Source organism: Sandaracinus amylolyticus (assembly GCF_000737325.1).
Lineage (GTDB): Bacteria > Myxococcota_A > Polyangia > Polyangiales > Sandaracinaceae > Sandaracinus > Sandaracinus amylolyticus.
The window spans coordinates 6,373,199-6,395,623 of sequence record NZ_CP011125.1; the positions used below are offsets into that span (position 1 = coordinate 6,373,199).

Annotated in this window: 24 protein-coding genes; 16 read left to right on the forward strand and 8 right to left on the reverse strand. The window is 72.8% G+C overall.

The window, feature by feature from the left end; all coding sequences use genetic code 11:
• Nucleotides 1-4: 4 nt before the first annotated feature.
• The 5 genes from DB32_RS26770 (at nucleotide 5) to DB32_RS26790 (ending at nucleotide 4,827) form a co-directional block, all read left to right on the forward strand.
• The gene (locus DB32_RS26770) at nucleotides 5-310 is read left to right on the forward strand and encodes a hypothetical protein (protein WP_157069425.1); all 306 of its coding nucleotides are present in this window, start codon (nucleotides 5-7) and stop codon (nucleotides 308-310) included.
• Nucleotides 311-449: 139 nt separating this feature from the next.
• Nucleotides 450-1,892: a vWA domain-containing protein gene (locus tag DB32_RS26775; protein ID WP_053235481.1), complete on the forward strand. Its 1,443-nt coding sequence runs from the start codon at nucleotides 450-452 to the stop codon at nucleotides 1,890-1,892.
• Nucleotides 1,893-2,013: 121 nt separating this feature from the next.
• On the forward strand, nucleotides 2,014-2,832 hold the full coding sequence (locus DB32_RS26780; RefSeq protein ID WP_053235482.1) for a hypothetical protein: 819 nt from the start codon (nucleotides 2,014-2,016) through the stop codon (nucleotides 2,830-2,832).
• Nucleotides 2,833-2,906: 74 nt separating this feature from the next.
• Complete coding sequence (locus DB32_RS26785) at nucleotides 2,907-4,361, forward strand: S1 RNA-binding domain-containing protein (protein ID WP_053235483.1); 1,455 nt, start codon at nucleotides 2,907-2,909, stop codon at nucleotides 4,359-4,361.
• 139 nt (nucleotides 4,362-4,500) lie between these two features.
• Nucleotides 4,501-4,827: a hypothetical protein gene (locus tag DB32_RS26790; RefSeq protein WP_053235484.1), complete on the forward strand. Its 327-nt coding sequence runs from the start codon at nucleotides 4,501-4,503 to the stop codon at nucleotides 4,825-4,827.
• Nucleotides 4,828-4,893: 66 nt separating this feature from the next.
• Here the strand turns inward: DB32_RS26790 and DB32_RS26795 are convergent, their stop codons facing one another.
• Complete coding sequence (locus tag DB32_RS26795) at nucleotides 4,894-5,832, reverse strand: McrB family protein (RefSeq protein WP_053235485.1); 939 nt, start codon at nucleotides 5,830-5,832, stop codon at nucleotides 4,894-4,896.
• Nucleotides 5,833-5,922: 90 nt separating this feature from the next.
• Between DB32_RS26795 and DB32_RS26800 the strand changes: the two genes are divergently transcribed.
• Nucleotides 5,923-6,894 (forward strand): lysylphosphatidylglycerol synthase domain-containing protein, encoded by a 972-nt coding sequence (locus tag DB32_RS26800; protein ID WP_053235486.1) that lies wholly within the window; start codon nucleotides 5,923-5,925, stop codon nucleotides 6,892-6,894.
• 28 nt (nucleotides 6,895-6,922) lie between these two features.
• On the opposite strand, the gene DB32_RS26805 is transcribed toward DB32_RS26800, so the two are convergent.
• Together DB32_RS26805 and DB32_RS26810 are read right to left on the reverse strand one after the other, a co-directional pair.
• On the reverse strand, nucleotides 6,923-7,354 hold the full coding sequence (locus DB32_RS26805; protein WP_053235487.1) for a hypothetical protein: 432 nt from the start codon (nucleotides 7,352-7,354) through the stop codon (nucleotides 6,923-6,925).
• A gap of 62 nt (nucleotides 7,355-7,416) precedes the next feature.
• Entirely contained in the window at nucleotides 7,417-9,378 is a 1,962-nt protein-coding gene (locus DB32_RS26810) for a RecQ family ATP-dependent DNA helicase (protein ID WP_053235488.1), read from the reverse strand.
• A 148-nt stretch (nucleotides 9,379-9,526) separates the two neighbouring features.
• Here DB32_RS26810 and DB32_RS47120 point away from each other — a divergent pair, with 148 nt between their 5' ends.
• The 7 genes from DB32_RS47120 to DB32_RS26845 all read left to right on the forward strand — a co-directional run bounded on the left by DB32_RS47120 (nucleotide 9,527) and on the right by DB32_RS26845 (nucleotide 16,465).
• A complete protein-coding gene (locus DB32_RS47120) occupies nucleotides 9,527-10,096 on the forward strand; it encodes a hypothetical protein (RefSeq protein WP_053235489.1) in 570 nt (189 codons plus the stop codon).
• Between the two features lie 40 nt (nucleotides 10,097-10,136).
• The gene (locus tag DB32_RS26820; protein ID WP_053235490.1) at nucleotides 10,137-10,841 is read left to right on the forward strand and encodes a glutathione S-transferase N-terminal domain-containing protein; all 705 of its coding nucleotides are present in this window, start codon (nucleotides 10,137-10,139) and stop codon (nucleotides 10,839-10,841) included.
• A gap of 14 nt (nucleotides 10,842-10,855) precedes the next feature.
• The gene (locus DB32_RS26825; RefSeq protein WP_053235491.1) at nucleotides 10,856-11,818 is read left to right on the forward strand and encodes a TIGR01777 family oxidoreductase; all 963 of its coding nucleotides are present in this window, start codon (nucleotides 10,856-10,858) and stop codon (nucleotides 11,816-11,818) included.
• A gap of 20 nt (nucleotides 11,819-11,838) precedes the next feature.
• A complete protein-coding gene (locus tag DB32_RS26830; RefSeq protein ID WP_053235492.1) occupies nucleotides 11,839-12,435 on the forward strand; it encodes a HEAT repeat domain-containing protein in 597 nt (198 codons plus the stop codon).
• Nucleotides 12,436-12,454: 19 nt separating this feature from the next.
• Nucleotides 12,455-13,477 carry an alpha/beta hydrolase gene (locus DB32_RS26835; RefSeq protein WP_053235493.1) on the forward strand — a complete coding sequence of 341 codons (1,023 nt, stop codon included), beginning with the start codon at nucleotides 12,455-12,457 and terminating at the stop codon, nucleotides 13,475-13,477.
• 350 nt (nucleotides 13,478-13,827) lie between these two features.
• Entirely contained in the window at nucleotides 13,828-15,819 is a 1,992-nt protein-coding gene (locus DB32_RS26840) for a MopE-related protein (RefSeq protein ID WP_157069428.1), read from the forward strand.
• Between the two features lie 52 nt (nucleotides 15,820-15,871).
• Nucleotides 15,872-16,465, forward strand: a complete 594-nt coding sequence (locus DB32_RS26845) for a DUF4112 domain-containing protein (RefSeq protein WP_169791561.1) — start codon at nucleotides 15,872-15,874, stop codon at nucleotides 16,463-16,465.
• Between the two features lie 293 nt (nucleotides 16,466-16,758).
• On the opposite strand, the gene DB32_RS47125 is transcribed toward DB32_RS26845, so the two are convergent.
• Together DB32_RS47125 and DB32_RS47130 are read right to left on the reverse strand one after the other, a co-directional pair.
• Nucleotides 16,759-16,926, reverse strand: a complete 168-nt coding sequence (locus DB32_RS47125; RefSeq protein WP_157069429.1) for a hypothetical protein — start codon at nucleotides 16,924-16,926, stop codon at nucleotides 16,759-16,761.
• A 500-nt stretch (nucleotides 16,927-17,426) separates the two neighbouring features.
• Nucleotides 17,427-17,777 carry a hypothetical protein gene (locus tag DB32_RS47130; RefSeq protein WP_157069430.1) on the reverse strand — a complete coding sequence of 117 codons (351 nt, stop codon included), beginning with the start codon at nucleotides 17,775-17,777 and terminating at the stop codon, nucleotides 17,427-17,429.
• 413 nt (nucleotides 17,778-18,190) lie between these two features.
• Between DB32_RS47130 and DB32_RS26860 the strand changes: the two genes are divergently transcribed.
• Nucleotides 18,191-18,967: a hypothetical protein gene (locus tag DB32_RS26860; protein WP_053235498.1), complete on the forward strand. Its 777-nt coding sequence runs from the start codon at nucleotides 18,191-18,193 to the stop codon at nucleotides 18,965-18,967.
• Nucleotides 18,968-18,970: 3 nt separating this feature from the next.
• On the opposite strand, the gene DB32_RS26865 is transcribed toward DB32_RS26860, so the two are convergent.
• Nucleotides 18,971-19,615 (reverse strand): tetratricopeptide repeat protein, encoded by a 645-nt coding sequence (locus DB32_RS26865; RefSeq protein WP_053235499.1) that lies wholly within the window; start codon nucleotides 19,613-19,615, stop codon nucleotides 18,971-18,973.
• 82 nt (nucleotides 19,616-19,697) lie between these two features.
• Nucleotides 19,698-19,970 (reverse strand): hypothetical protein, encoded by a 273-nt coding sequence (locus DB32_RS26870; RefSeq protein ID WP_169791562.1) that lies wholly within the window; start codon nucleotides 19,968-19,970, stop codon nucleotides 19,698-19,700.
• Between DB32_RS26870 and DB32_RS45665 the strand changes: the two genes are divergently transcribed.
• The gene (locus DB32_RS45665; protein ID WP_169791563.1) at nucleotides 19,963-20,463 is read left to right on the forward strand and encodes an SCP2 sterol-binding domain-containing protein; all 501 of its coding nucleotides are present in this window, start codon (nucleotides 19,963-19,965) and stop codon (nucleotides 20,461-20,463) included. The genes DB32_RS26870 and DB32_RS45665 overlap by 8 nt on opposite strands.
• A gap of 4 nt (nucleotides 20,464-20,467) precedes the next feature.
• Nucleotides 20,468-21,688: a CaiB/BaiF CoA transferase family protein gene (locus DB32_RS26880; protein WP_053235502.1), complete on the forward strand. Its 1,221-nt coding sequence runs from the start codon at nucleotides 20,468-20,470 to the stop codon at nucleotides 21,686-21,688.
• A gap of 3 nt (nucleotides 21,689-21,691) precedes the next feature.
• Here DB32_RS26880 and DB32_RS26885 read toward each other — a convergent pair whose 3' ends face one another.
• Nucleotides 21,692-22,402 carry a hypothetical protein gene (locus tag DB32_RS26885; RefSeq protein WP_053235503.1) on the reverse strand — a complete coding sequence of 237 codons (711 nt, stop codon included), beginning with the start codon at nucleotides 22,400-22,402 and terminating at the stop codon, nucleotides 21,692-21,694.
• Nucleotides 22,403-22,425 lie beyond the last annotated feature (23 nt).

A 22,425-nucleotide genomic window follows, 5' to 3' on the forward strand; every position in this document is an offset into this window, starting at 1 on the left:
CTCGATGCGCAGTCGCGGTACCGCAGCGAGCATGCGCGAGACCGTGATCGCGATCGGATTGCTGTCGATGCTGGCCGGGTGCGGCGGGGCGCGGACGCGCGTCATCGGCGAGCACGAGGTGCGCTGGGAAGGCGAGCGGCACGACGCGCGCCTCGCGATCGACGGACGTCCGGTGCGCGTCGTCTGGGACGAGGTCGCGGGCGCCTATCGCGCGCCGGGCTGCGACTTCGGGCCCGCAGCCACGCTCGAGTCGCTCGCCGAGCAGGTCGTCGCGACCTCTCCGCAGAGCTGCGAGTCGCTCGAGCGATGATCGACGAATCGTAGCATCACGAGTCTACGATTCGTCGCATCGCGCCGCGGAAGCCGCTTGGGTTTTCCGCAGAATCGCGCGCTCTTCACGCTGGCGCGCCCGCTGCTCGGACGCCTCGCTCGAACGAGGAGGCACCGAGATGAACCTGCAGATCCCGAAGCGTCGTCGTCGTGCGTGGGGGCTCGCCGCGGCCGCGGTCGCGCTCGCCACCGGCGGCATCGTCCTCTCCACCACGCCGGAGCCCGCGAGCGCCGTGCCCGCGCTCGTCGCGCCGACCGTTGCGTCGCCCACGACCGCGAGCGGCGCGCCGCGCGTCGCGCTGCAGGGCCCGCGCGTCGACGGCTTCTTCGCGTTCACCGAGGGCGCGGCGCTCGAGGGCGGCGTGCGCGCGCTCTACGCCGAGCTGCGCCTCACGGGGGAGCAGGGCGGCGTCGCGCGCCGCGCGCCGGTCTCGCTCGCGGTCGTGCTCGATCACTCGGGGTCGATGAACGGCGACAAGATCGTGCAGGCGCGCGAGGCCGTCGTGTCGCTCCTCGCACGCATGCACGACGACGATCGCCTCGCGGTGATCGTCTACGACCACGAGGCGCAGGTGCTGCAGCCGCTCGCGAGCGTGCGCGAGCTGCGCGAGACGCTTCCCGCGCGTGTCCGCGCCGTCACCGCCGACGGCGGGACGAACATCCCCGCGGGCCTCGATCTCGGCGCGCGCGCGCTCGCCGCCGCGCCGAGCGATCACGTGCGACGCCTGGTGCTCGTCTCCGACGGACAGGACGGCTCGGGCGAGGCGCTGCCCTCGATCGCGACGCGCGTCGCGTCGCGCGCATCGGAGCGCGTGACCACGTCGTCGCTCGGCATCGGCGTCGACTACGACGAGCGCTTCCTCGGGACCGTCGCGGACTCGGGCCGCGGCAACTACGCGTTCCTCAGCGACGGCGCGCAGCTCGATCCGTTCCTCCGCCAGGAGCTCGAGCAGGCGTCGAGCACGGTCGCCGACGACGTGGTCGCGGAGATCGATCTCCCCGCGGGCGCGATGCTGCGCCACGCGCACGGCGCAGTCGCGTCGATCGAAGGCACGCGCGTGCGGCTCCCGCTCGGGACGCTCTTCGCGGGCGAGCGCCGCAAGGTCGTGCTCGAGCTCGCGGCGCCGATCGGTGCGTCGGGCTCGCTCGCGAGCAGCGCGGTGCGCGTGCGCTACGTGACCGTCGAGGACGGGACCGCGCGCGCGATCGACGGCGGTGTGGCCTCGGTGCGCGCGGTCGCGAGCGCGAGCGAGGTCGAGGCGTCGCGCGACGTCGAGCTGCACGCCGACGCGCTCGCGACCGCGATCGATGCGCAGCAGGTCGCCGCGATCACCGCGTGGCAGGAGGGCCGCCGCGACGAGGCGCTGCGCATGACCGACACCAACCTCGCTGAGCTCCAGCGCGCGAACGCGGCCGCGCCCTCCCCTGCGTACGCCGCGCGCATCGACGCGCTTCGCCGCGATCGCTCGAGCTTCGAGCAGACGGAGGCGGCTTCGGGCGCGGGACGCTCGTACTCGCTGAGCCGTGGTGCCGCGCGCCGCGCGTCCGCGGAGGCCTTCTGATGCTCGCGCCTGGTTGCCGGGAGCGGTCTTGGAAGGCCCCTCCCCCCGCCCGGCGGAGCCGGATCGGGTCCCCCCACCCCGAACACTCCGCGCGGGGCCCCAGCCCCGCTTGGGGCAACCGATGACTCGCTACACGCTGGTGTCGATCGGCGTGCTCGGGCTCACGCTGCTCGTCGCGGAGACGCTGCGCGCGATGCCTGCCGGTCCTGCAGCGCTGGGCCTCGCGCTGTTCGGCGCCGCGCTCGCGCCGATGATCTCGGGCGCGCCGACGCCGCTCGCGGTCGGGCTCGGCGCGATCGCTGCGCTGGCGTGGGCGTGGCTGCGGCCCGTCGCGCCGATCGCCGCCGGCGCGGTGGTCGCGGCGATGATCTACGCGTCGCGCGCGCTGCGCTCGCGCGACGTCGCCGCGGTGATCACGCACCTCGCGATCGCCGCGATCGGCGGTGCGAGCGCGACGTGGGTGCTCGCGCGCTTCGGCGACGGCGACGCGTGGGTGCGCGTGATCGCGATCACGACGGCGATGTTGCTCGTGTCGTTGCCGTTCGCGCTGCACGCGGAGGACGCGCGGGTGTCGGCGCTCGTCTCGCTCGCGCGGCGCAGCCGCGGCCCCGCGCGTTGGCGTCTCCTGCGCGCGGCCGCGCTGCAGCGTCGCGCGATCGAGAACGCGTTCCCGCTCGCGCGCGACGAGCGGCGCCGCATCGAGCGCGCGCTGCGCACGGTGCATCGGCTCGGCGAAGCGCGCGCGGACGCGGGCGTCGCGGACCTGGTCGCGATCGATCGCGCGCTGGGCGCGCACGTCGCGGGGATCGCGCGGCTGATGCGCGCGCTGCGCGCTCGATGGGCGTGCGGCGAGGCGATCGACGGCGGCGACGCGCGCGAGCTCGACGCGGCGCGCGAGCGCGCTGCAGCGGAAGCGGCCGCGCTCGAAGAGCTGGCGTGATCTCCTGGAGATCGCTCGCAATTCCGCAGATCGAGGGCGGCTCGGAGGGCGCGTGCTACGGTGCGCGCCCTCATATGAGCAGCAGCGGTGGACGGAAGGGCGAGAGCTTCGCGGACCTCTTCGCGCGCGGAGACGTGCCGGTCGCGAAGCAGCGGCGCCTGTCGGTGGGTGAAGAGGTCGAGGGCGTGGTCGGTCACGTCGGGCCCGACTCGGTGTTCGTCGATCTCGACGACAAGCAGCAGGGCTACTTCGAGTCGATCGACCTGAAGGACGCGCGCGGCGAGATGACCGTGAAGGTCGGCGATCGCGTGAAGGCGTGGGTCGTCGGGCTCGACGGCGGCCAGATCAAGCTCGGCAAGCGCTTCGGGCGCGACGTCGCGAGCACCGATCGCTTCCGCGCCGCGTTCGAGCAGGGCGCGCCGGTCGAGGGCAAGGTCACCGGCGTGAACAAGGGCGGCGCCGAGGTCGATCTCGGCGGCATCCGCGGGTTCTGCCCGTTCTCGCAGCTCGACAACCAGTACGTGCAGGACCCGTCGACGTTCATCGGGCGCTCGCTCTCGTTCGTGATCACGAAGCTCGACGACCGCGACGTGGTCCTCTCGCGCCGCCAGCTCCTCGAGCGCGAGGCGAAGGACGCGCGCGAGCGTGTGCTCGCGACGCTGGCGATCGGCAGCACCGTGAAGGGCCGCGTCTCGCAGCTGCGCGAGTTCGGCGCGTTCGTCGATCTCGGCGGCATCGAGGGCCTCATCCCGATGCGCGAGCTCTCGCACGACCGCGTGAAGCCCGAGGACGTCGTGCAGCTCGGCGACGTCGTCGAGGTGCAGGTCAAGAACGTCGAGAAGAAGACCACCGACAAGGGCGAGAAGGTCGAGATCACGCTCTCGCTCAAGGCGCTCGCGGCCGATCCGTGGAGTGCGATCGAGGCGGTCGCGCCGGTCGGCAAGGTCGTCGCGGGCCAGGTGAGCCGGCTCGCGGAGTTCGGCGCGTTCGTGCGCATCGCGTCGGGCGTCGAGGGGCTCTTGCACGTGTCGGAGCTCGGCGCGCGCGTGCGTCGTCCCGAAGAGGCCGTGCAGATCGGGCAGTCGCTGCTGGTGCGCGTGCTCTCGGTCGACGTCGCGCGCAAGCGCATCGCGCTCGCGCCTGCGAGCGAGGGCGCGGCGGTGGGCGCCGAGGATCGCGGCGGCGCGGGCGTGATCGTCGGCTCGGTCGTGAAGGCGATCGTCGAGAAGGTCGAGAACTACGGCGTCGTCTGCCAGCTCGCGGGCACCAAGGGCCGCGCGGGCCGCGCGGTGATCCCGAACGCCGAGACGGGCACGCGCCTCGGGGCGGATCTCCGCAAGGAGTTCCCGGTCGGTCGCGAGGTCACGGCGAAGGTGATCGAGGCGAGCGACAACCGCACGCGCATCAGCATCAAGGCCGCGGTGGAGGACGCCGAGCGCGCGGACTTCGACTCGTTCCGCGCCAAGGGCGGCGGAAGCGGCATGGGCACGCTCGGCGATCTGCTGAAGAAGAAGCTCGGGAAGAGCTGAGTCCTTGCCGGAGTGCTCGTCCCGCAGGTCCCGGACGGGAGCGCGCGGAGCGCGCGGACGGTAGGGACCCGCGGGCGAGCCGATTTTCGGCAGCGCCGGGAATTCGCCACGGCGCGGCGCCGGGACCAGAATTGGTCTCGTGCGCCGCGTTTCGTTCGTCCTCGCGCTCGTGATCGCATCCAGCGCGGGCTTCGCGCTCGCCCAGGCATCGAGCGTGGAAGTGCAGGGCTCGCGCCCCGAGTGCGTCGCGGTGCTCGCGGAAGCGCGCATGCAGGCGTTCGGCTGGGACCACTACGTGCGGCTGCGGAACGGATGCGCGCAGCCGATGACGTGCCGCGTGTCGACGAACGTGAACCCGACGCCGCAGTCGTTGCCGCTCGCGGTCGGCGAGACGCGAGAGACGCTGATGTGGCGCGGCTCGCCGGCGAGCACGTTCGTCGCGAACGTGGAGTGCGCCGCGCGCTAGAACGTCGCTCGGTTCGACGCCGTCGAGGACGCACGCCGCGATGGGCGCGAAAGCCGCAACGACGTTCTAGTCCCGGAGGATCTTCCAGCGCACGACGTCCCAGCGCAGGCGCGCGGCCTCGGCGGGACGATCCGCGAGGAGCGCCTCGAGCATCGGCTCGACCTCGAAGCGCCAAACGTCTTCGATCTCGTCCGCGAGGTGCTCGCGCAGGAAGAACGAGACGCCGAGCGAGCGATCGGGATCGCGCACCAGCTGCTCGATGCGGTGCAGCACGCTCAGCAGGCCCTCGACCTCGAACCCAGTGCGCGCGTGAAAGCGCCGCAGCACCTCGAGGTCCGGCGTCACGCGCAGGTACGCGAAGCGCCGTCGCAGCACGAGATCGCCGCCCGACCGCGCGCCGTCGGTCGACGACATCGTGCCGATGATCCGCACGTTCGACGGCAAGACGAACGGCGAGTCGCCCGCCGCGAGCGGCATCGGCTCGCCGCGGTACTCGAGCAGATGCACGAGCTCACCGAGCACGCGCCCGACGTCCGCGCGATGCATCTCGTCGAGCACCAGCACGCAGCGCCCGCGCCGCTCGTACGCTTTCTCCGCGAACTGCAGGAAGCGACCGCGCATCAGCGGCCACTGCACGGTGCCGTCGGCGCGCGTGAGCGGGCGATAGCCCTGCACGAAGTCCTCGTAGGTCGTGCTCGCGTGCAGCACGAGCTGCCGCGTGAAGCCGTCGCCGCCGCCGACGAGGTGACGCGCGAGCTCGCGCGCGAGGTAGCTCTTTCCGCAGCCCGGTGGGCCGTGGAGGATCGCTTGGCCCTTGCGCTCGATCGCGTCGACCCAGCGCCGAAGGAGCGCGGGGTCGCGCCCGGTCTTCTCGGCGACGCGCTCGATCGCGTGCACCGGCTGCAGGCGCCGGCCGGTGATCGCGTCCTCGCCGGCCCAGTCGGCGGCGGGCGCTCGGAGCTCGCCCTCGTCGTCCTCTTCGTCGTCGCGATGCGCGCCGCTCATGCGACGAACATTGTCCTCGCGAGCGCCGAGCCGAGCAATCGACGCGACGCCCTCGACAGCGCGGCGCTCGGGCCCCACGCTGCCCGGCCGATGGAGGCGGCCCCGAGACGCACGTCGCTCGCAGGCACGCTGATCCGCGTCGTCGTCGCGCTGGTGGGCTTCGGGGTGCTCGCGTGGACGGTCCACGACGCGGGCGCGGAGCGCATCGTCGAGATCCTCCCGCACGCAGCCGCGTGGCTTCCGCTCGCGCTGCTGCTCGAGGCCGTGCGCATCGCGACCGACGCGTACGCGACGCGGCTCGTCCTCGGCGAGCGCGGCCGCGCGATCCCGTTCACGCGGCTCTACTTCGTGCAGCTCGCGGCACAAGGCGTGATGGGCGTCGTGCCCGCGGGGCGCAGCGCGAGCGAAGCGGCGAAGGCGACGCTGCTCTCGGCGTGGATCCCGCCGCAGGTCGCGATCGCGATGGGCACGACGAACCAGGCCAACGTGCTCATCAGCTCGGCGGCGTTCTCGCTCTTCTGCATTCCGGGCGCGCTCGCGACGTCCTCGGACGCCGGGCTCGCGTGGGCGATCTTCGCGCACTTCGTGGTGCTCATGGCGTCGGGCGTCGGGATGCGCGTCGCGGCGACGCACCCCGAGATCGAGCGCTTGCTCGCGCGTCGCTGGCCGAAGCTCGGCGAGAAGGCGCGGCTCTTCCACGAGGCATCGCGCGACATCCCCGTCGTCGCGCTCGGTCCCGTCGCGATGATGTTCACGGGCCGCGCGATCCAGATGGTTCAGTACGCGGTCCTCGCGCACGCGGTGGGCATCGACATCAGCGTGCTCGGTGCGCTCGCGGTGCAGGGCGTGAACCTCGTCGCCGCGGCGCTCGGCGTGTTCGTGCCGGGCCAGGTCGGCACCGCGGAGCTCGTGTTCCGGATGTCCGCCGAGGCGCTCGGCACGACGCCCGCCGCCGCGGTCTCGCTCGCGCTGCTCGCGCGCGTGCCGCAGCTGACGTTCATCGCGATCGGCCTGACCACGCTGATGCTCTGGCAGAGCCGGCGCCGCGCCGGCACCGCCTAGCGGGCGCGGCGCGCCGGCGGCGCGCGACTCACCGCCGCATCGCGAGCTCGGCACGCGCGGCGAGCCGACCGAGGCCGGGCGCTGGGCTGCCGAGGGCACGCTCGACGTGCGCGATCGCGCTCTCGACGGCCGCGTGCGTCGAGCTGTCGTAGTGCGGCTTGCGGACCCAATCCAGCGCGGTCTGCGCGGCGCGCAGCGTCGCGGAGTCGCTGACGACGACGTTGATCGCGTCGCGGCGGATCGTCGCGCGCAGGTCGGCGAGGCGTCTCCGCACGAGCGCGCTCGGCATCGGCATGCCCGAGCGGATCAGCTGGAGCAGCACCGGCCGGACCCCAGGCGGGATCGTACGGTTCATCTCGTCGATCGCATCGGCGTACGCGATCCAGTCGGCGTCGGTTCCAGGCGGCGCGAGCCCCACCACCGCCAGACCGCGCTCCTGGTCGAAGTCGACGAAGAACATGTCCGCGAGTGTGCCCGAGCACGCGCGGCGCACGCCACTCGGGCGCCGCGACACGCTCCGGCTCAGCCGCCCTCGTCCAGCGCGGCGAGGAAGCGCTCGCCGTACGCCGCGATGCGCGCGGGGCCCATCCCGCGCACCTGCGCCATCTCGTCGATCGTCGTCGGTCGTCGCTCCGCGATCTCGACCAGCACGCGATCGTGGCAGACGACGTACGCCGGCACGTGCTGCTCCTTCGCGATCTCGAGCCGCACCGCGCGCAGCCGCTCGAACGCCGCTGCCGTCTTCGAGCTCAGCCCCGCGACCGCCGCCGTCGTGCGCGCGCTCCCGTCGCGCTCCACGCGCGTGCCGCCGCGCCCCTTCGGCGCCTTCGTCGTCTCGACCGGCGGAAGGAGCACGCGCACCGGCTCCTGCGCGCGCATCACCTTCGCGCCGAGCGCGCTGAGGTACGGCATCGGGAACTCGCTCGCCGTGATCTCGACGAGCCCCGCCGTGACCATCCGGCGCAGCAGCGAGATCAGCCACTCGCGCGAGTGACCCTTCAGGATCCCGAACGTGCTCAGCTCCGTGAACCCGAGCTTCTTCTGACGCTCGTCGCTCACGCCGTGCAGCATGTCGGCGACCGCGAGCATGCCCGCGCGACGCTGGGCGCGCGCCACGCCCGCGAGCGCCTTGCGCACGATCAGCGCCTCCTCCTCGCCGATCTTCCGCTCGCCCTCGCCCTCGCGCTCGAGGCGCTCGCACACGTCGCAGTGGCCGCAGCCACCGAGCAGCTCCTGCTCGTCCCCGAAGTACCGGAGGATGAAGTCGTGCCGGCAGCTGCCCGCCTCGACGTAGCGCAGCAGCTCGCGGAACAGGTTCCACTGGCGATCGCGCTCCGCGGGATCGACCTGCTGCCCGTCGCGACCGTGCTCGATCAGCCTCCGCCGCAGCCCGATGTCGTTCGACCCGCTCAGCAGGAGGCCCCACGCCGGCTGCCCGTCGCGCCCCGCACGGCCGACCTCCTGGTAGTACGCCTCGATCGAGCCCGGCGGCGCGACGTGCACGACGCACCGGATGTCCGGGCGATCGATGCCCATGCCGAACGCGTTCGTCGCGACCACCACGTCGAGCTGACGCTTCGCGAAGGCCTCGCTCACCACGCTGCGCTGCTCGGGCTCGAGCCCCGCGTGGTACGCCGCGACGCGATACCCGCGCGCCGCGACCAGCCCCGCGACCTCCTCCGTCGACCTGCGCGTGCCCGCGTAGACGATCGCCGCGCCCTTCGGCTCGCGCGGGCTGCCGAGCGCGTCGTCGATCGCGCGCATCATCCAGCTGCGCCGCGAGCTGCGCCCGTCGCACTCGATCGCCGACAGGTGCAGGTTCGGGCGCGCGAACCCGCGCAGCACGACCTTGGTTTCCCCGTCCGGTAGGCCGAGCTTCTCGAGGATCTCCGCCCGGACCGCCGGCGTCGCCGTCGCGGTGCACGCGACCACGCGCGGCGGCGCGAGCGCGCGCAGCACCTCGCCGATGCGCAGGTAGTCGGGCCGGAAGTCGTGCCCCCACTGCGAGATGCAGTGCGCCTCGTCGATCGCGACCAGCGGCGGGCGAAGCCGCGCGAGCTTCTCGACCACGCCCGGCGCGGCGAGCCGCTCCGGCGCGATGTAGACGAGCGCGAACTTCCCCGCGAACAGATCGCGCTCTCTCGCGCGCCGCTCGTCCGCATCGACCGTCGACGCCAGGTACGTCGCGGGGATGCCGCGATCGTTCAGGCTGCGGACCTGATCCTCCATCAGCGCGATCAGCGGCGAGATCACGATCGACGTGCCGCCGAGCACCGACGCGGGGAACTGGTAACAGAGCGACTTCCCGCCGCCCGTCGGCGCGAGCACCAAGCAGCGCCCGCTCCCGTGCAGGATCTCCGCGACCGCCTCGCGCTGCCACGGCCGAAAGCTCGGAAGGCCGAAGCGCTCGCTCAACTGGCGATCGAGGTCGTCGTCCCGGCCGCGCGCGGCATCGTCACGGCTGTGCTGCGTGCGCGCGTTCACGGCCGGGGCGGCTAGCACGACGGGCGGGTCGTGACCAGCATCGCGCCCTTCCGGCGCGGGCGCGGGATCGTCATCGGGATCGGCGAGAGGCACGAGGGCGAAGGCAGCTGTCATGACGAATGGCTCGGTCTCTGGGCATCATCGGCGCGTGGTGGTCGACGCGCTCTCTCCACGACTGACGGCACCCCTCCTCGCGATCGCGCTCACGCTCGCGATCGCCTCCGGCGCGTCCGCGCAGGACGACGCGCCGCCTCCACCCGTCGACGTCGCGCGCCCGTTCTTCGCGGGCGGCGGCATCGGCGTCGGCGTGCGGCTCGACGGCTTCGTGCCCGCCGCGTTCCGCATCGTCGAAGAGGTCGGGCTCCACCTCGACGGCGTGCCGGTCGGTCCCTTCGTCGCGCTCATGCTCGCGCAGGACGCCTCGTCGTACTTCTCGATGCAGATCGGCGTGCGCGTCGGCTGGGACCTCGAGCTGCTGCGGCGCCCTGACTTCTCGATCGTCGTCTCACCGAGCCTCGGCGTCGCGTTCGCGTTCGACGTCGGCACGCCCACCGGCGACTGGGCGTACTTCCTCGTGCAGCCCGCGCTCGGCGTCGGCGTGCTCCTCCTCGATCGCGTGCTCGCCATCTGGCTGCGCCCGATCGGGGTCGACGTCTACGTCGGCGAGCAGATCCACGGCGGCTGGGCCTCGGTGCTCGGCGCGTCGGTCGCGTTCTGAAGCGCGTTCCGAAACACGAACCGTGATAAGCACGCACCGCGTGACGAGCGCCTTCGATCACTTCACGTCCACCGCCGCGAGCTTCGTGCGCGGACAGTCCGGCGCGCGCGTCGGCGCGCTCGGTCCACGACCGCTCGAGCCCTTCCTCCTCTGGGAGTTCGAGGCGTGCCCGTTCTGTCGCAAGGTGCGCGAGGCCCTCTCGATCCTCGACCTCGACGCGCTCGTCTTCCCGTGCCCGCGCGGCGGCACACGCTTCCGCGACGAAGCGCGCGCCCGCGGCGGCAAGACGCAGTTCCCGTTCCTCGTCGATCCCAACGCCGACGATCGCGCGCTCTACGAGTCCGACGCGATCATCGCGTACCTCTTCGCGCGCTACGGGCACGGCCGCGCGCCGCGGCGCCTCACGCTCGGTCCGCTCACCCTCGCGACCTCCGCGCTCGCCTCCGGGCTGCGCCTCCCGCGCGGACGCGCCGCGCGCCCCAGCCGCGCGCCCGACGCACCGCTCGAGCTCTTCGCGCACGAGGCGTCCCCCGACGCGCGCCTCGTGCGCGAGGTCCTCTGCGAGCTCGAGCTCCCGCACCTCTCGCGCTCGTGCGCCGAGGGGAGCCCGACGCGCGACGCGCTGCGCACCCACCACGGCGACGTCGCCCTGCCCTTCCTGCACGACCCGAGCGCGGGCGTGTCGATCCACGGCGCGCGCGACGTGATCGCGCACCTCGAGCGCACCTACGCGCTGCCCGCCTGAGGAGATCCCGGACGATGGAACGCCTGAGCATGCTCGACGGAGCGACGCGCATGACCGAGCCCGGCATGCGCATCCTGATCACCGGCGTCACCGGCCTCGTGGGGGCGCGCCTCGCCGCGCAGCTGCTCATGAGCCGCGTCGAGATCGTCGCGCTGTCGCGCGACCCCGCGCGCGCCCAGGAGAAGGTCGCCGCCGTCAGCCGCGCGTGGAAATGGAGCCCGGAGCTCGCGGTGCCCGAGCAAGCCGTGCAGGGCCTCGACGCGGTCGTGCACCTCGCGGGCGAGAGCGTCGCGGGGCGCTGGACCGACGAGAAGAAGCGCGCGATCGAGCAGAGCCGCGTCGAGGGCACCCGCCGCGTCGTCGAGGCGATCGCCGCGCTGCCCGAGAACCAGCGCCCGTACGTGCTCGTGTCCGCGAGCGCGATCGGCTACTACGGCGAGACCGGCGAGCGCGACGTGCGCGAGGGCGATCCTCCGGCCGACGACTTCCTCGCGAAGGTCTGCGTCGAGTGGGAGCGCGAGGCGATGAAGGCCGAGGCGCTCGGCGTGCGCGTGGTGACGCCGCGCCTCGGCCTCGTGATGTCGCCCGAGGGCGGCGCGCTCCAGCGCATGCTCCCGATCTTCAAGATGGGCTTCGGCGGCAAGCTCGGTTCGGGTCGCCAGTGGTGGCCGTGGATCCACCTCGACGACGTGATCGGCATCCTCCAGCACGCGATCGCGCATCGCGAGCTGCGCGGCGCGATCAACGCGACCTCGCCCTCGCCGGTGCGTCAGTCGGAGTTCGCCGACGTGCTCGGGCGCGTCGTGCGTCGCCCCTCGTTCCTCCCCGCGCCGGCCTTCGCGATCAAGACCGCGCTCGGCGAGTTCGGCAGCGAGGTGCTCGGCTCGCGAAAGGTGCTCCCGACGCGCGCGCTCGAGAGCGGCTACCGCTTCAAGTTCCGCGAGCTCGAGCCGGCGCTGCGGGACCTCCTCGGGTGAATCGTGTAGGCTGTTCGCTCGTGCGGCTCCCGACCTTCGCGCTCGCGCTCGCGCTCTTCACGACGACGGCATCGGTCGCGACCGCATCGGTGGCGAGGGCACAGGACGAGGTGGGGCCCGGGCGCGAGGATCCTGCGCCGCCCCGCACGCGCGCCGACGTGATCGCGCTGCTCTCGGGCTTCGAGAGCACGCCGACGCTCGATGCGTGGCGCGCGATGGGCCCGACCACGATCCCGCTGCTGCGCGCGACGATCGACGACGCGCGCACGCCAGGGTTCGTGCGGCTGCGCGCGGTGCACGCGCTCGGCGCGTTCACCACGAGCGAGGTGCGCACGACGTTGCGTCGTCTGCTGCGCCGCTCCGAGGGCCTCGTGGTGCGCGAGGCGGTGCTGGCGCTCACCACCGCGTTCGGTGCAGCGTCGGAGCCCGACGTCGCGCCGCTGCTCTCGCACTCCGACACCGCGGTCCGCGAGGCCGCCATCGATGCGCTCGGGCGGATGGGGACCGCCGGCGCGCGCTCGCGCTTGCAGGCGCATCTCGCGCAGGAGCGCGACGAGGTCCTGCGCGAGCGCGTGCAGGAACGACTTCGGGGGGGTGCAGGGAGCAGCCCCGGATGACGGAGAAGGAACCCCTCGAATGATCCTCCGCACCGAGACCGTCGAGCAGGCGATCGACGGCAACGAGCGCGGGATCTTCGTCAAGGACGTCGTGATGACCCCGGGGCCGCATCCCCTGGGGATGGTTCGCAAGCGCGCCGTCGCCGACGGCGTGACCACGCGCGGCTGCGTGATCCTGATCCACGGGTTCGGTCAGAACCGCTACACGTGGCACTCGTCGCGTCGCTCGTTCGCGAACTACCTCGCGCGCGAGGGCTGGGACGTGTTCAACGTCGACCTGCGGGGCCACGGTCGTTCGCGACGCTTCGGCGCGCCGCGCCCGAAGGTCATGTACGAGTACATCGAGGAGGACGTGCCCGCGTTCGTGCGCGAGGCGATGGCGCTCTCCGGGCACGACGAGGTGTTCCTCGTCGGCCACTCGATGGGCGGGCTCATCGCCTACGCCGTCGGCAGCACGTCGATGCGCGAGCACGTGCGCGGCCTCGTGACGATCGGCTCGCCGTATCGCTTCGGTCAGGGCAGCGCGCTCTTGATGCTGCTCCGCGACGCGGCCGCGGCGATCGGCTGGACTGGCCTCTTCGACTCGAACCCCGCGCTGCCGGTGCGCTTCGTCGGCAAGCACCTCCAGAAGCGCGCGGCGCTCTGGGACAACCGCATCCTGCCGCTGCCGATCCGCGGCTGGGTGCCGGGCGGGGTCGAGAAGGAGGTACTCGACGAGTACCTCAGCAAGACGTTCGAGCACACGAGCCTCTCGGTCGCGCTCGACATCTTCAAGGCGGGCTCGCGCCAGGGCTTCAAGAGCCTCGACGGGATGATCGACTACTCGACGGCGTTCGAGATGCTCGACCGGCCGCTCTTGGTCATCGCGGGCATCGAGGACCAGCTCGCGCCGCCGGAGTCGGTGAAGCCCGCGTTCGAGTCGAGCAAGTCGCACGACAAGACGTACCGAGCGTGGCCGCTGGGCCACCTGGATCTCGTGATGGGCCGCGAGGCGACGCGAACGGTGTGGCCGATGGTCCGCGACTGGCTCGCTCGGCGTTAGGCCACGGCCGCGCGGGGAGAGGCTTCGGCGAGGGCGCGGGGAGAACGCACTCGCTCTCTATGACAGCGCGCGACGCGCGAGGTCGCGAAGCGCCCTCGCTCGTCACGCGCGATCCGGGCTCGCGCTCCGCGCTCGCCGTCGCCGTCGCACCCGCCGTCGCCGTCGCACCCGCCGTCGCCGTCGCACCCGCCGTCCATCCCGCACTCGACCGGGGCGCGCGCCGCTGCGCGCGAACGCCTCGTGATAGCGTCCGACGCATGCTCAGTGCGTCGCGGATCGCGCCGGCCTTGGCCCTCTCGCTGCTCGTCCTCGCGCCAGCGCTCGCCCGCGCGCAACACCCATTGGTCCGCGTGCAGGTCACACAGCGCGGCGACTTCGCGCTGATCGGCAACACGCTCGCCCACGATTGCTCTCCCGCGACGCCCGCGCCGCTCGTCGGCACCGTGGGCTCCTGCGGCACCCAGACCGGCGACCCCTCTCCCGACGTCTTCTGGACGACCGACGCCGGCGGCGCGACCGCGAGCGACACGATCACGTCCGCCGCCGCCCGCAGCACCGCGGTCCTCGACCTCCCCGCGGGCGCCGTCGTCACGCACGCGTACCTCTACTGGGCCGCGATCCGCACCGCTCCCGACGACACCGTCACGCTCGTGCGCCCCGACGGCTCCTCGGGCGACGTCACCGCGGTCAGCTTCTGGGTCGCCCCGCCGGACGTCTACCAGGGCGTCGCAGACGTCACCGCGATCGTTCGCGCCCACGGCGCCGGCGCCTACACCGTCGGCGACGTCGGCTCGCGGGAGATCGCCAACGTCGCCTCCCCGACCGCGTTCGCCGGCTGGTGGATGGTCGTGCTCCATCGCGTCGAGGGCGCGCCGCTCCGGCACCTCGCGGTGCTCGACGGGCTCGCTCCGGTCTCCAGCGGGATCCGCCGGATCTCCATGCTGAGCGGCCTGCGCCCGCGCCCCGCGGGGTCCCCCGTGCGCCTCGGCGCGGTCACCTACGGGGGCGACGCCGTGTACACGGGCGACCAGCTCCTCTTCCAGAACGTGCCCGTCTTCGACGCGCAGAACCCCTTCGACAACTTCTTCAACGGCACGCGCAGCACGTCGGGCGCGCCGACGTCGTCGAGCGGCGATCTGCCCCGGCTCAGCGGCGCGGCCGCGAGCATGTCGGGCATGGACATCGACGTGGTCGACGTCCTCGCGCCGCTGCCGCCTGGCGCGACCTCCGCGACGATCGAGGCGCGGGCGACGAGCGACGTGCTCCACCTCGCCGGCTTCGTCGCCTCGATCGCCGCGAGCGGCCCCGACTTCTCGGGAGCGACGCTGACCGTGACCGACCTCGACGGCGGCCGCGTGCTCCCCGGAGACGAGCTCGAGCACACGATCGCCATCGTGAACCGCGGTGACGGCGCCTCCACCGGCACCGAGCTCCGCTACGTGCTTCCGCCCGAGCTCGACTACGAGCCGGGAAGCCTCGTGGTCGGCGCGGGGCCCGCGACCGACGCCGGGGGCGACGACGCGGCCGAGTACGACCCCGCCTCGCGCACGATCGTCGCCCGCCTCGGCGCCGGCGCGAACGCGGCCCAGGGCGGCTCGCTCGCGCCCACCGAGCCCGTCGCCGTCACGCTCCGCGCCCGCCCGAGCCAGCGCGCGACGCTCACCCTGCAGGCGACGATCTTCGCGGTCGACGCCGGCGGCGACACGCCGACCGACGGCGATCCCCTCGTCGACGGAGCGCAGCCGACCACGCTCGTCGTCGACGCGTGCGCCGACGACACGCGCTGCGCCGCGCCGACGCCCTACTGCGACCTCGCGTCCTCGCCCACCGCGTGCGTCGAGTGCACGACCGACGCGCACTGCCCCGGCCTCGCGCCGACGTGCAGCGCGGGCGCGTGCGCGTGCGTCGCCTCGGGCGCCGAGGTCTGCAACGGTCGCGACGACGACTGCGACGGCGCGATCGACCAGGACGATCCCGGCGGCGGCGAGGCGTGCGAGAGCAGCCTCCCTGGCGCGTGCAGCGCAGGCGCGACCGCGTGCACCGAGGGCGAGCTCGTGTGCGTCGCCGTGATCGCGCCCGGCGAGACGACCGAGTCGTGCAACGGGATCGACGACGACTGCGACGACGCGATCGACGAGGCCGTCTGCGCGGCCGACGCGTCGATCGACGTCGACGCGGGCCGCCCCGACGCCGCCGCTGCGGGCGATGCCGGCCACGACACCGGCGCGGGCGATGCGGGGTGCTCGTGCCGCGCCGCGGGCGCGCCGCGTGGTGGAGCCCACGCCGCGCTCGTCGCGCTCCTCGCGATCGCGCTCGCGCTGCGGTCGCGCCGGCGCCGGTGAAATCGCGGGGCGCGCTCGTCCGTACTCGCTCTTCGTGGGACGATCCCTCTCGATGGAGCGCCACCTCGACGAGCACGCCAAGCGCATCACGGATCGCGCGGTCGACGAGGCGCTCGCGCGCATCGACGGCGGCGATCAGCTCTCGCCCGAGCTGCGCAAGCTCGCGACCCAGCAGCTCGCGCCGTGGGCCGAGAAGCTCGTGCGGTTCCTCGACGAGACGCTGCGCATCCCGGGCACGAACATCCACCTCGGGCTCGATCCGGTCATCGGCTTCCTCATCCCGGGCGCGGGCGACGCGATCACCAGCACCGGCTCGGTGTCGCTGCTCCTGCTCGCGCTGAAGGAGCGCGTCCCGACGATCGCGCTGCTGCGCATGCTGCTCAACATCGCGATCGACACCGTCGTCGGCGCGATCCCGTTCCTCGGCGACGCGTTCGACATGTTCTTCCGCTCGAACCGCCGCAACCTCGAGATCATCCGCAAGTACCGCGACGACCCGAAGGCGAAGCCCGGCGCCGCCGACTACCTCGTCGTCGGCGCGGGCGTGCTCCTCGCGATCGCGGGCTTCGTGATCCCGGTGGTGATCGTCTACGGCGTCGGCTTCGGCGTGCTCTACGAGCTCTGGCGCACGATCACCGGCAGCTGAGTGTCGTGGCGACCGTGCCGCTTCGGTGTGCACTCGCTCCAGGTGCGCGCTGCGCGCGCACGTCGCTCTGCTGGTTTCGAAGGGTCTCGACGAGCGGGCCGCTCGTAGTGGGGTTGCTCCGCGGTCGGCGCGATCTCGAGTCCCCGCAGATCGTGCTCGAGCGCGTGATCTCGACGACACGTGGGCATCGACGCGCTCGCGATCGCGAGAACCCGCACTCGCACCCGCACTCGCACTCGCACTCGCACTCGCAACACGAGCCGGCGGCCTCGCGACCGCCGGCTCGTGTCGCTTCACCGCGTGCAGCGCACCAGCGTCCCGATGATCCGATCCAGCCGCGCGCGCATCGCGCCGTCCACCTTCGCCGCTCCGAGCGCCTCGGCGACGTCACAGCACGCGCTCACCTCCCGCGCGCTCCCGAGCGCCGTCAGGTTGCGCAGCCGTCGGTTCCCGCCGCGCACGCCGTCGGCCTCGGCCCGCCCGCTCGAGCTGTCGCGCCAGCTCCGCGCTGCGCGTCTTCACGGCCTCGCCGAGCCGCGCCGCATCGCGCACCAGCGCGACTGCGTCCGTGTAGATCCTGAGCATCGTCGTCTCCGCGCCCGGCTCGAAGCTCGACTCGCGTCAGTGCGAGCCGGCCCGAGCTCGGGTGCGCAGCACCTCCGCACCCGCGCGCAGGCGGGGTCGGGGCTCGCGAAGCGACCGTGCAGCGAAATCGATGGCGAGCCGCTGTTCGCTCGCTGTCGATTTCGTGGAGCGGCGGGCCCGCAGGGCCCGGCCTCGACGCCGCCGAGCACGCCGGCACGCTCGAGAAGCCCGAGCGACCCATCCCGGCTTCCAGGTGGTGTGATCTCGACGACGCGCTCGTCGCTCGCGGTGAGGTGACCTCGAGGACGATCTGGGTGCTCACCGTCAGGCTTCGGTGTGCACGTTCGCTCGAGGGCGCGCTGGCGCGCGCTCGCGCTCACAGCTGTTTCGTTCGAGCCGTGTCGAGCGGGCCGCTCGTGGTGGGGTTGCTTCGCGGTCGGCGCGATCTCGAGTCCCCGCGGATCGTGCTCGCGGGCGTGATCTCGAGCGCCAGCTCGGGCGCGCTCTCCGCGAGCCCGTGCACGAGCCACGGCACGACCGCGTACGCGCACGACGTGATCGACAGCTGGTGCAAGAAGAGCTCGAAGAGCTCGCCATACTCGTCGCGCTCGAGGTCGCGGCCGCGCGCGCCGAGCCAGCGCTCGATCGCGAGCGGGACCTCGCCGCCGTCGCCGAAGTGCGTCTCCAGCTCCGCCCACCGCGGGCTCTCCAGGTCGAGCGGGCTCACGTCGTCGTCCTCCTGCGCTCGCCGAGCACGATATCCGAGCATCGCCCCTCCGAGCGGCGCCGGCGCCACGCACCACGCCCACGCTCGACCCTTCCCGCGATCCCGGCTCCACGCACCACGCCCACGCTCGACCCTTCGCGCGATCCCCGCCTCACGCACTCCATCCACGCTCGACCCTTCGAGCGGTCCCTGCGCCACGCACCACGCGCACGCTCGACCCTTCCCGCAGCGCCCGCGCCACGCACCCCATCCACGCTCGGCCCTTCGCCCAGCGCCCGCACCACGCACCCATCCACGCTCGACCCGCGCCGCGATCCCGCGTCCACGCTCGACCTCGCATGCGACTGCGGGGGCGAGCGCTTGATCGCGCGCTCGCGCCGCCGCTACCGTTCGCGCGAGGGGGGACGACGACGATGGCGACCGCACGACGCAGCACATCCAGCTCCGATCAGACCGAAGGGCTCGCGCAGTACGAAGAGCTCCTGCCGATCGCGCAGCGCGCGCTGGCAGACGGCCGAGCGAGCACGTTCCGGCTCGACCCGGTCATCGCGCTGCAGAACGTGCGCGCCGGCGTGGACGCGGTGCTCGCGCACGAGCGGCGCGTGCGCGACGAGCTGCCGCGCCTCGAGCTCGCGCAGGTGCGGCGGCTGCCCGACGTCGCGCTCGCGGTGGCGTACGCCGCGCGCGCCGCGGAGCGCGCGAAGAACGCGAAGCCGCGCATCGTCGCACCGAAGCTGCAGCGCGCACACGAGCTGCGTCAGCTGCTGCTCACGAGCGCCGAGTCGCTCGCGCTCGCGGGGCTGCTCCCGGCCGCGCGCGTCGCGAAGATCCGCGAGGGTCGCGGCGCGCTCGACGTCGCGCGCGACTGCGTCGAGCTCTCGGCGCTCTTCCAGAAGAACGCGGCCGCGCTGCGCAATCGATCGCCGGTCACGCGCGAGCAGATCGCAGAAGCAGCGACGCTGGGCACCGAGCTGCTCGAGCTCGTGCGCCCCGCGCGGGTGCGCAAGACGACGAAGGACGATGCGGTGGTGGACGCGGCCGCGGCGCGCGATGCGCTCGGCGCGCTGCTGGCGAGCGACCACGAGCTGCTGCGTCGCGCCGGCGGATGGCTGTTCGGCAGCGATGCCGACGCGCACGTCCCGCCGCTCGCGTCGCGCCCGCTCGTGAGGAAGAAGAAGCCGAAGGAGTGATCGTCAGCGCGGCGCGCGCAGCTGCGCGATGCGGCGCTCGACGTACGCGCGGTCGGGGCCATCGGGGCGCGCGCGCAGGTACTCGCGGTAGTAGTCGATCGCGTCCTGCGTGTGCCCCGTGCGCTCGCTCGCGACGGCGAGGTTGTAGACGACCTCGGGGAGCCTCGCGAAGTTGTACGCGGCGGTGAACGCCTGGAGCGCGGCGTCGTACTGGCGGCGGCGGAACATGGCGACGCCGCGCTCGAAGAAGACGCGCGCCTCCTGGGTCATCTCGTCGGTGCTGGGCGGCGTCGTCATGACCTGATCGCGCATGCGGCGATCGAGCTCGCGCATCGCGGTGATGCGGCGCTCGACGTCGGCGCGCTCGTCGCCCTCGGGACGCGCCTCGCGCAGGTAGCGCTCGAAGTGCCGGATGGCCTCGCGCGACTCGCCCATGCGCTCGTACACGCGCGCGATGTTGAACGTCAGCTCGGGCGAGTGGACGATCGCGTCGGCGTCGCGCAAGAGGCGCACGGCCTCGTCGAGCCGCCCCGCGTCGTACGCCGCGATGCCCTGCTGGAAGAGCTCCTGCGCCCGCTGCACGTCCTGCGCGAGCGCTGGAGCCGAGACGAGCCACAGCGCGAGAGCGAGCGAGATCAGCAGGCGCATTCGGTCTCCATCGACGACGCAGCGCGCGCCGTCATTCACGGACCGATGGTGCCACGCCCGCGCGAGAGACTCTGCTCGCGCGTCACTCCTTCTTCGCGGCGTCCTGCTGCTTCTTCAGCTCGGTCTCGAGCTTCTTGATCGTGCGCTTCAGCTCGCGGACGTCGCTCTTGGTCACGAGGCCCAGCGAGTGCGCGACCTTCTCGACGTTGCCGTCGATCTGCTCCTGCACCTTCCCGCGCAGCTGGAAGGCCTGCATCGCCACCTTCATCACGCGCTCGTCCTGCATGAGCTTCGTGACCTTCGGGTCCTGCATCAGCTCCATGCCACGCTTCTTGAGAAAGTCCTTGATGGCCACGCGCGCTGTCTCCGATCGTCGGGAAGAAGGCGACGGTCGTAGCACGACGTGGGGCGCCTTGACACCGTGCGGCATGGGGGTCTATGACCGCGACGCGCCCGCTGAATCGCCATTCAGTGCCGGTTCGGTGATCGGGCGTTCGCGTTCAGGAACCTTCGGAGGACATCTCATGGCCGACGCCCAGACCGATTTCGGAACCCGCCTCCCGCAGAAGATCGCCGCCAACCCCGACAAGGCGAAGGCCATCGGCGCCGTCTTCCTCTTCAAGATCAACGGCGACGGCGGCGGCGTCTGGACGGTCGACTGCAAGAACGACGTCGGCGTGACCACCGGCGACAAGGGCGGCGCGGACTGCACGCTCGAGCTCTCGGCCGACGACTGGAAGACCATCTCCGACAACCCGGGCGCGGCGATGCAGCTCTTCTTCACCGGCAAGCTCAAGGTCACGGGCAACGCGATGCTCGCGACCAAGCTCCAGCAGATCCTCGCGTGATTCCATGACGGACGCGCACGGCCCGAACGCGGTCGATCGGCTGACACGACGCCCGCTCTCGGGCCTGCGCATCCTCGATCTCTCGCGCCTGCTCCCCGGCCCCTTCGCGTCGATGATCCTCGCGGATCTCGGCGCGGCCGTGGACAAGGTCGAGGATCCCAGCGGCGGCGACTACCTGCGCTTCATGCCGCCGATGGTCGGCGATGCCTCGAAGGGCACGCCGATGAACGCCGCGTTCCACGCGCTGAACCGCGGCAAGCGCAGCCTCGTGCTCGACCTGAAGAAGCGCGAGGGACAGGAGGCGCTGCTGCGCCTCGCGCCGCGCTACGACGTGCTGATCGAGAGCTTTCGCCCCGGCGTGATGGAGCGCCTCGGGCTCGGGTTCGATCGGCTGCGCGCGGCGAGCCCGGGGCTCGTGTACTGCGCGATCACGGGGTTCGGTCAGGACGGTCCGGCCGCGCAGCGCGCGGGGCACGACATCGGGTACATCGCGCGCGCGGGCGTGCTCGGGCTGACGGGCCCGGAGAGCGGTCCGCCCCAGGTGCCCGGCGTGCAGATGGCCGACATGGCGGGCGGCGCGCTCTTCGCGGTGAGCGGGATCCTCGCGGCGCTGCACGCGCGCACGACGACGGGCGCGGGACGCTTCGTCGACGTGTCGATGTGCGAGGGCTCGATGGTGCTCGGCGCGTTCGGGCTGATGGCGGCGCTCGCGGGCGATGGATCGCACGCGCAGGGCGCGGGCGCGCTCAACGGAGGCATCGCGCCGTTCGGCACGTACCGCACGAAGGACGGGCGCGCGATGGCGCTCGGCGCGCTCGAGCCGAAGTTCTGGGTCGCGTTCTGCACCGGCGTGGGGATCGAGCCGGGCATGGACGCGCTGATGCCGGGGCCGCACCAGGAGACCTGGAAGGCGCGGCTGCGCGACGTCTTCGCGAGCAAGACGTTCGCGGAGTGGGTCGCGTTCGCCGAGAAGGTCGACTGCTGCCTCGAGCCGGTGCTGATGCCCGAGGAAGTGCCGAGCGACCCGCAGCACGTCGCGCGCGAGATGTTCGTCGCGCACGACGCGTCGGGCGTCACGCTGCCGGTGCCGCGCACCCCGATCGCGAGCGAGGCCGCGACGGGCCCGGCGCCGACGCAGGGGCGCGACACGCGCGCGGTGCTGCACGACGCAGGCTGGAGCGAGAGCGAGATCGACGCGCTGATCGCGACCGGCGCAGCGCGCTGATCGTCACTCCTTCTCGTCGAGGTCCTCGGCGAGGTAGCTCATGATCACTTCGTCGAGCGACTTCTCGCTGAGGATGTCGGCGCCGAAGAGCGACTCGTTCTGCTTCGGGGCGCGCGGGCGCACCGACGCGGGCTGCGTCGCCTGGTAGCGCGGGCGGTTGCTCGGCGGCTTCACCGCGGCAGCGGGCGTCACCGGGCGTGCTGCGGCGGCGACGGGCTGCGCCGCACGGCTCGGTGCGGGCGGGATCGGCGGGGACTTCGCGGCGGGCGCGGGCTTCGCGGGCGCGCTCGGGGGCGTGTAGCCGCCGGAGAGCTGCGCGGCGGCGCGCTCGAGCGCGTCGACGTCGACCTCGGGGCGCGATGCGGTCGGCGCGACCACCGACGTCGGCTGCGTCGCGTCCTCCTCGAGGACGATCGGACGCTCGGCGAACGCACGCGCGCCCGCGACCTCGTCCTCGTCGAAGAGCCCGTCGCGCAGCGCGATGAACATCGCCTTGTGCTGCGCCTGCATCAGCTTCTTCACGATGCCCGGGAAGCGCTCCGTCCCGAGGTACTGCGCGTACGTCGTCTTCTTCGTCGCGATGATGCGCCCACCGTCGGCGAAGAGATGCGTGAAGATGTGCGCGTGCGTGACCCCCGAATCCTCGGTCTGGATGTGGAAGATCTTCCCGCGGTGCCGGACGTTGTTGTTGTATCCGAGGAGAGGGGACGGCATCGGTGAGCGCTCGCTCCGCGAAG

Bases quoted from the DNA above. Each gene is read 5' to 3' on its own strand.
- DB32_RS26770 (WP_157069425.1), top strand. From the start codon at position 5: ATGCGCAGTCGCGGTACCGCAGCGAGCATGCGCGAGACCGTGATCGCG.
- DB32_RS26775 (WP_053235481.1), top strand. From the start codon at position 450: ATGAACCTGCAGATCCCGAAGCGTCGTCGTCGTGCGTGGGGGCTCGCC.
- DB32_RS26780 (WP_053235482.1), top strand. From the start codon at position 2,014: ATGACTCGCTACACGCTGGTGTCGATCGGCGTGCTCGGGCTCACGCTG.
- DB32_RS26785 (WP_053235483.1), top strand. From the start codon at position 2,907: ATGAGCAGCAGCGGTGGACGGAAGGGCGAGAGCTTCGCGGACCTCTTC.
- DB32_RS26795 (WP_053235485.1), bottom strand. From the start codon at position 5,832: ATGAGCGGCGCGCATCGCGACGACGAAGAGGACGACGAGGGCGAGCTC.
- DB32_RS26800 (WP_053235486.1), top strand. From the start codon at position 5,923: ATGGAGGCGGCCCCGAGACGCACGTCGCTCGCAGGCACGCTGATCCGC.
- DB32_RS26805 (WP_053235487.1), bottom strand. From the start codon at position 7,354: ATGTTCTTCGTCGACTTCGACCAGGAGCGCGGTCTGGCGGTGGTGGGG.
- DB32_RS26825 (WP_053235491.1), top strand. From the start codon at position 10,856: ATGGAACGCCTGAGCATGCTCGACGGAGCGACGCGCATGACCGAGCCC.
- DB32_RS26835 (WP_053235493.1), top strand. From the start codon at position 12,455: ATGATCCTCCGCACCGAGACCGTCGAGCAGGCGATCGACGGCAACGAG.
- DB32_RS26845 (WP_169791561.1), top strand. From the start codon at position 15,872: ATGGAGCGCCACCTCGACGAGCACGCCAAGCGCATCACGGATCGCGCG.
- DB32_RS26860 (WP_053235498.1), top strand. From the start codon at position 18,191: ATGGCGACCGCACGACGCAGCACATCCAGCTCCGATCAGACCGAAGGG.
- DB32_RS26865 (WP_053235499.1), bottom strand. From the start codon at position 19,615: ATGCGCCTGCTGATCTCGCTCGCTCTCGCGCTGTGGCTCGTCTCGGCT.
- DB32_RS45665 (WP_169791563.1), top strand. From the start codon at position 19,963: ATGGCCACGCGCGCTGTCTCCGATCGTCGGGAAGAAGGCGACGGTCGT.
- DB32_RS26880 (WP_053235502.1), top strand. From the start codon at position 20,468: ATGACGGACGCGCACGGCCCGAACGCGGTCGATCGGCTGACACGACGC.
- DB32_RS26885 (WP_053235503.1), bottom strand. From the start codon at position 22,402: ATGCCGTCCCCTCTCCTCGGATACAACAACAACGTCCGGCACCGCGGG.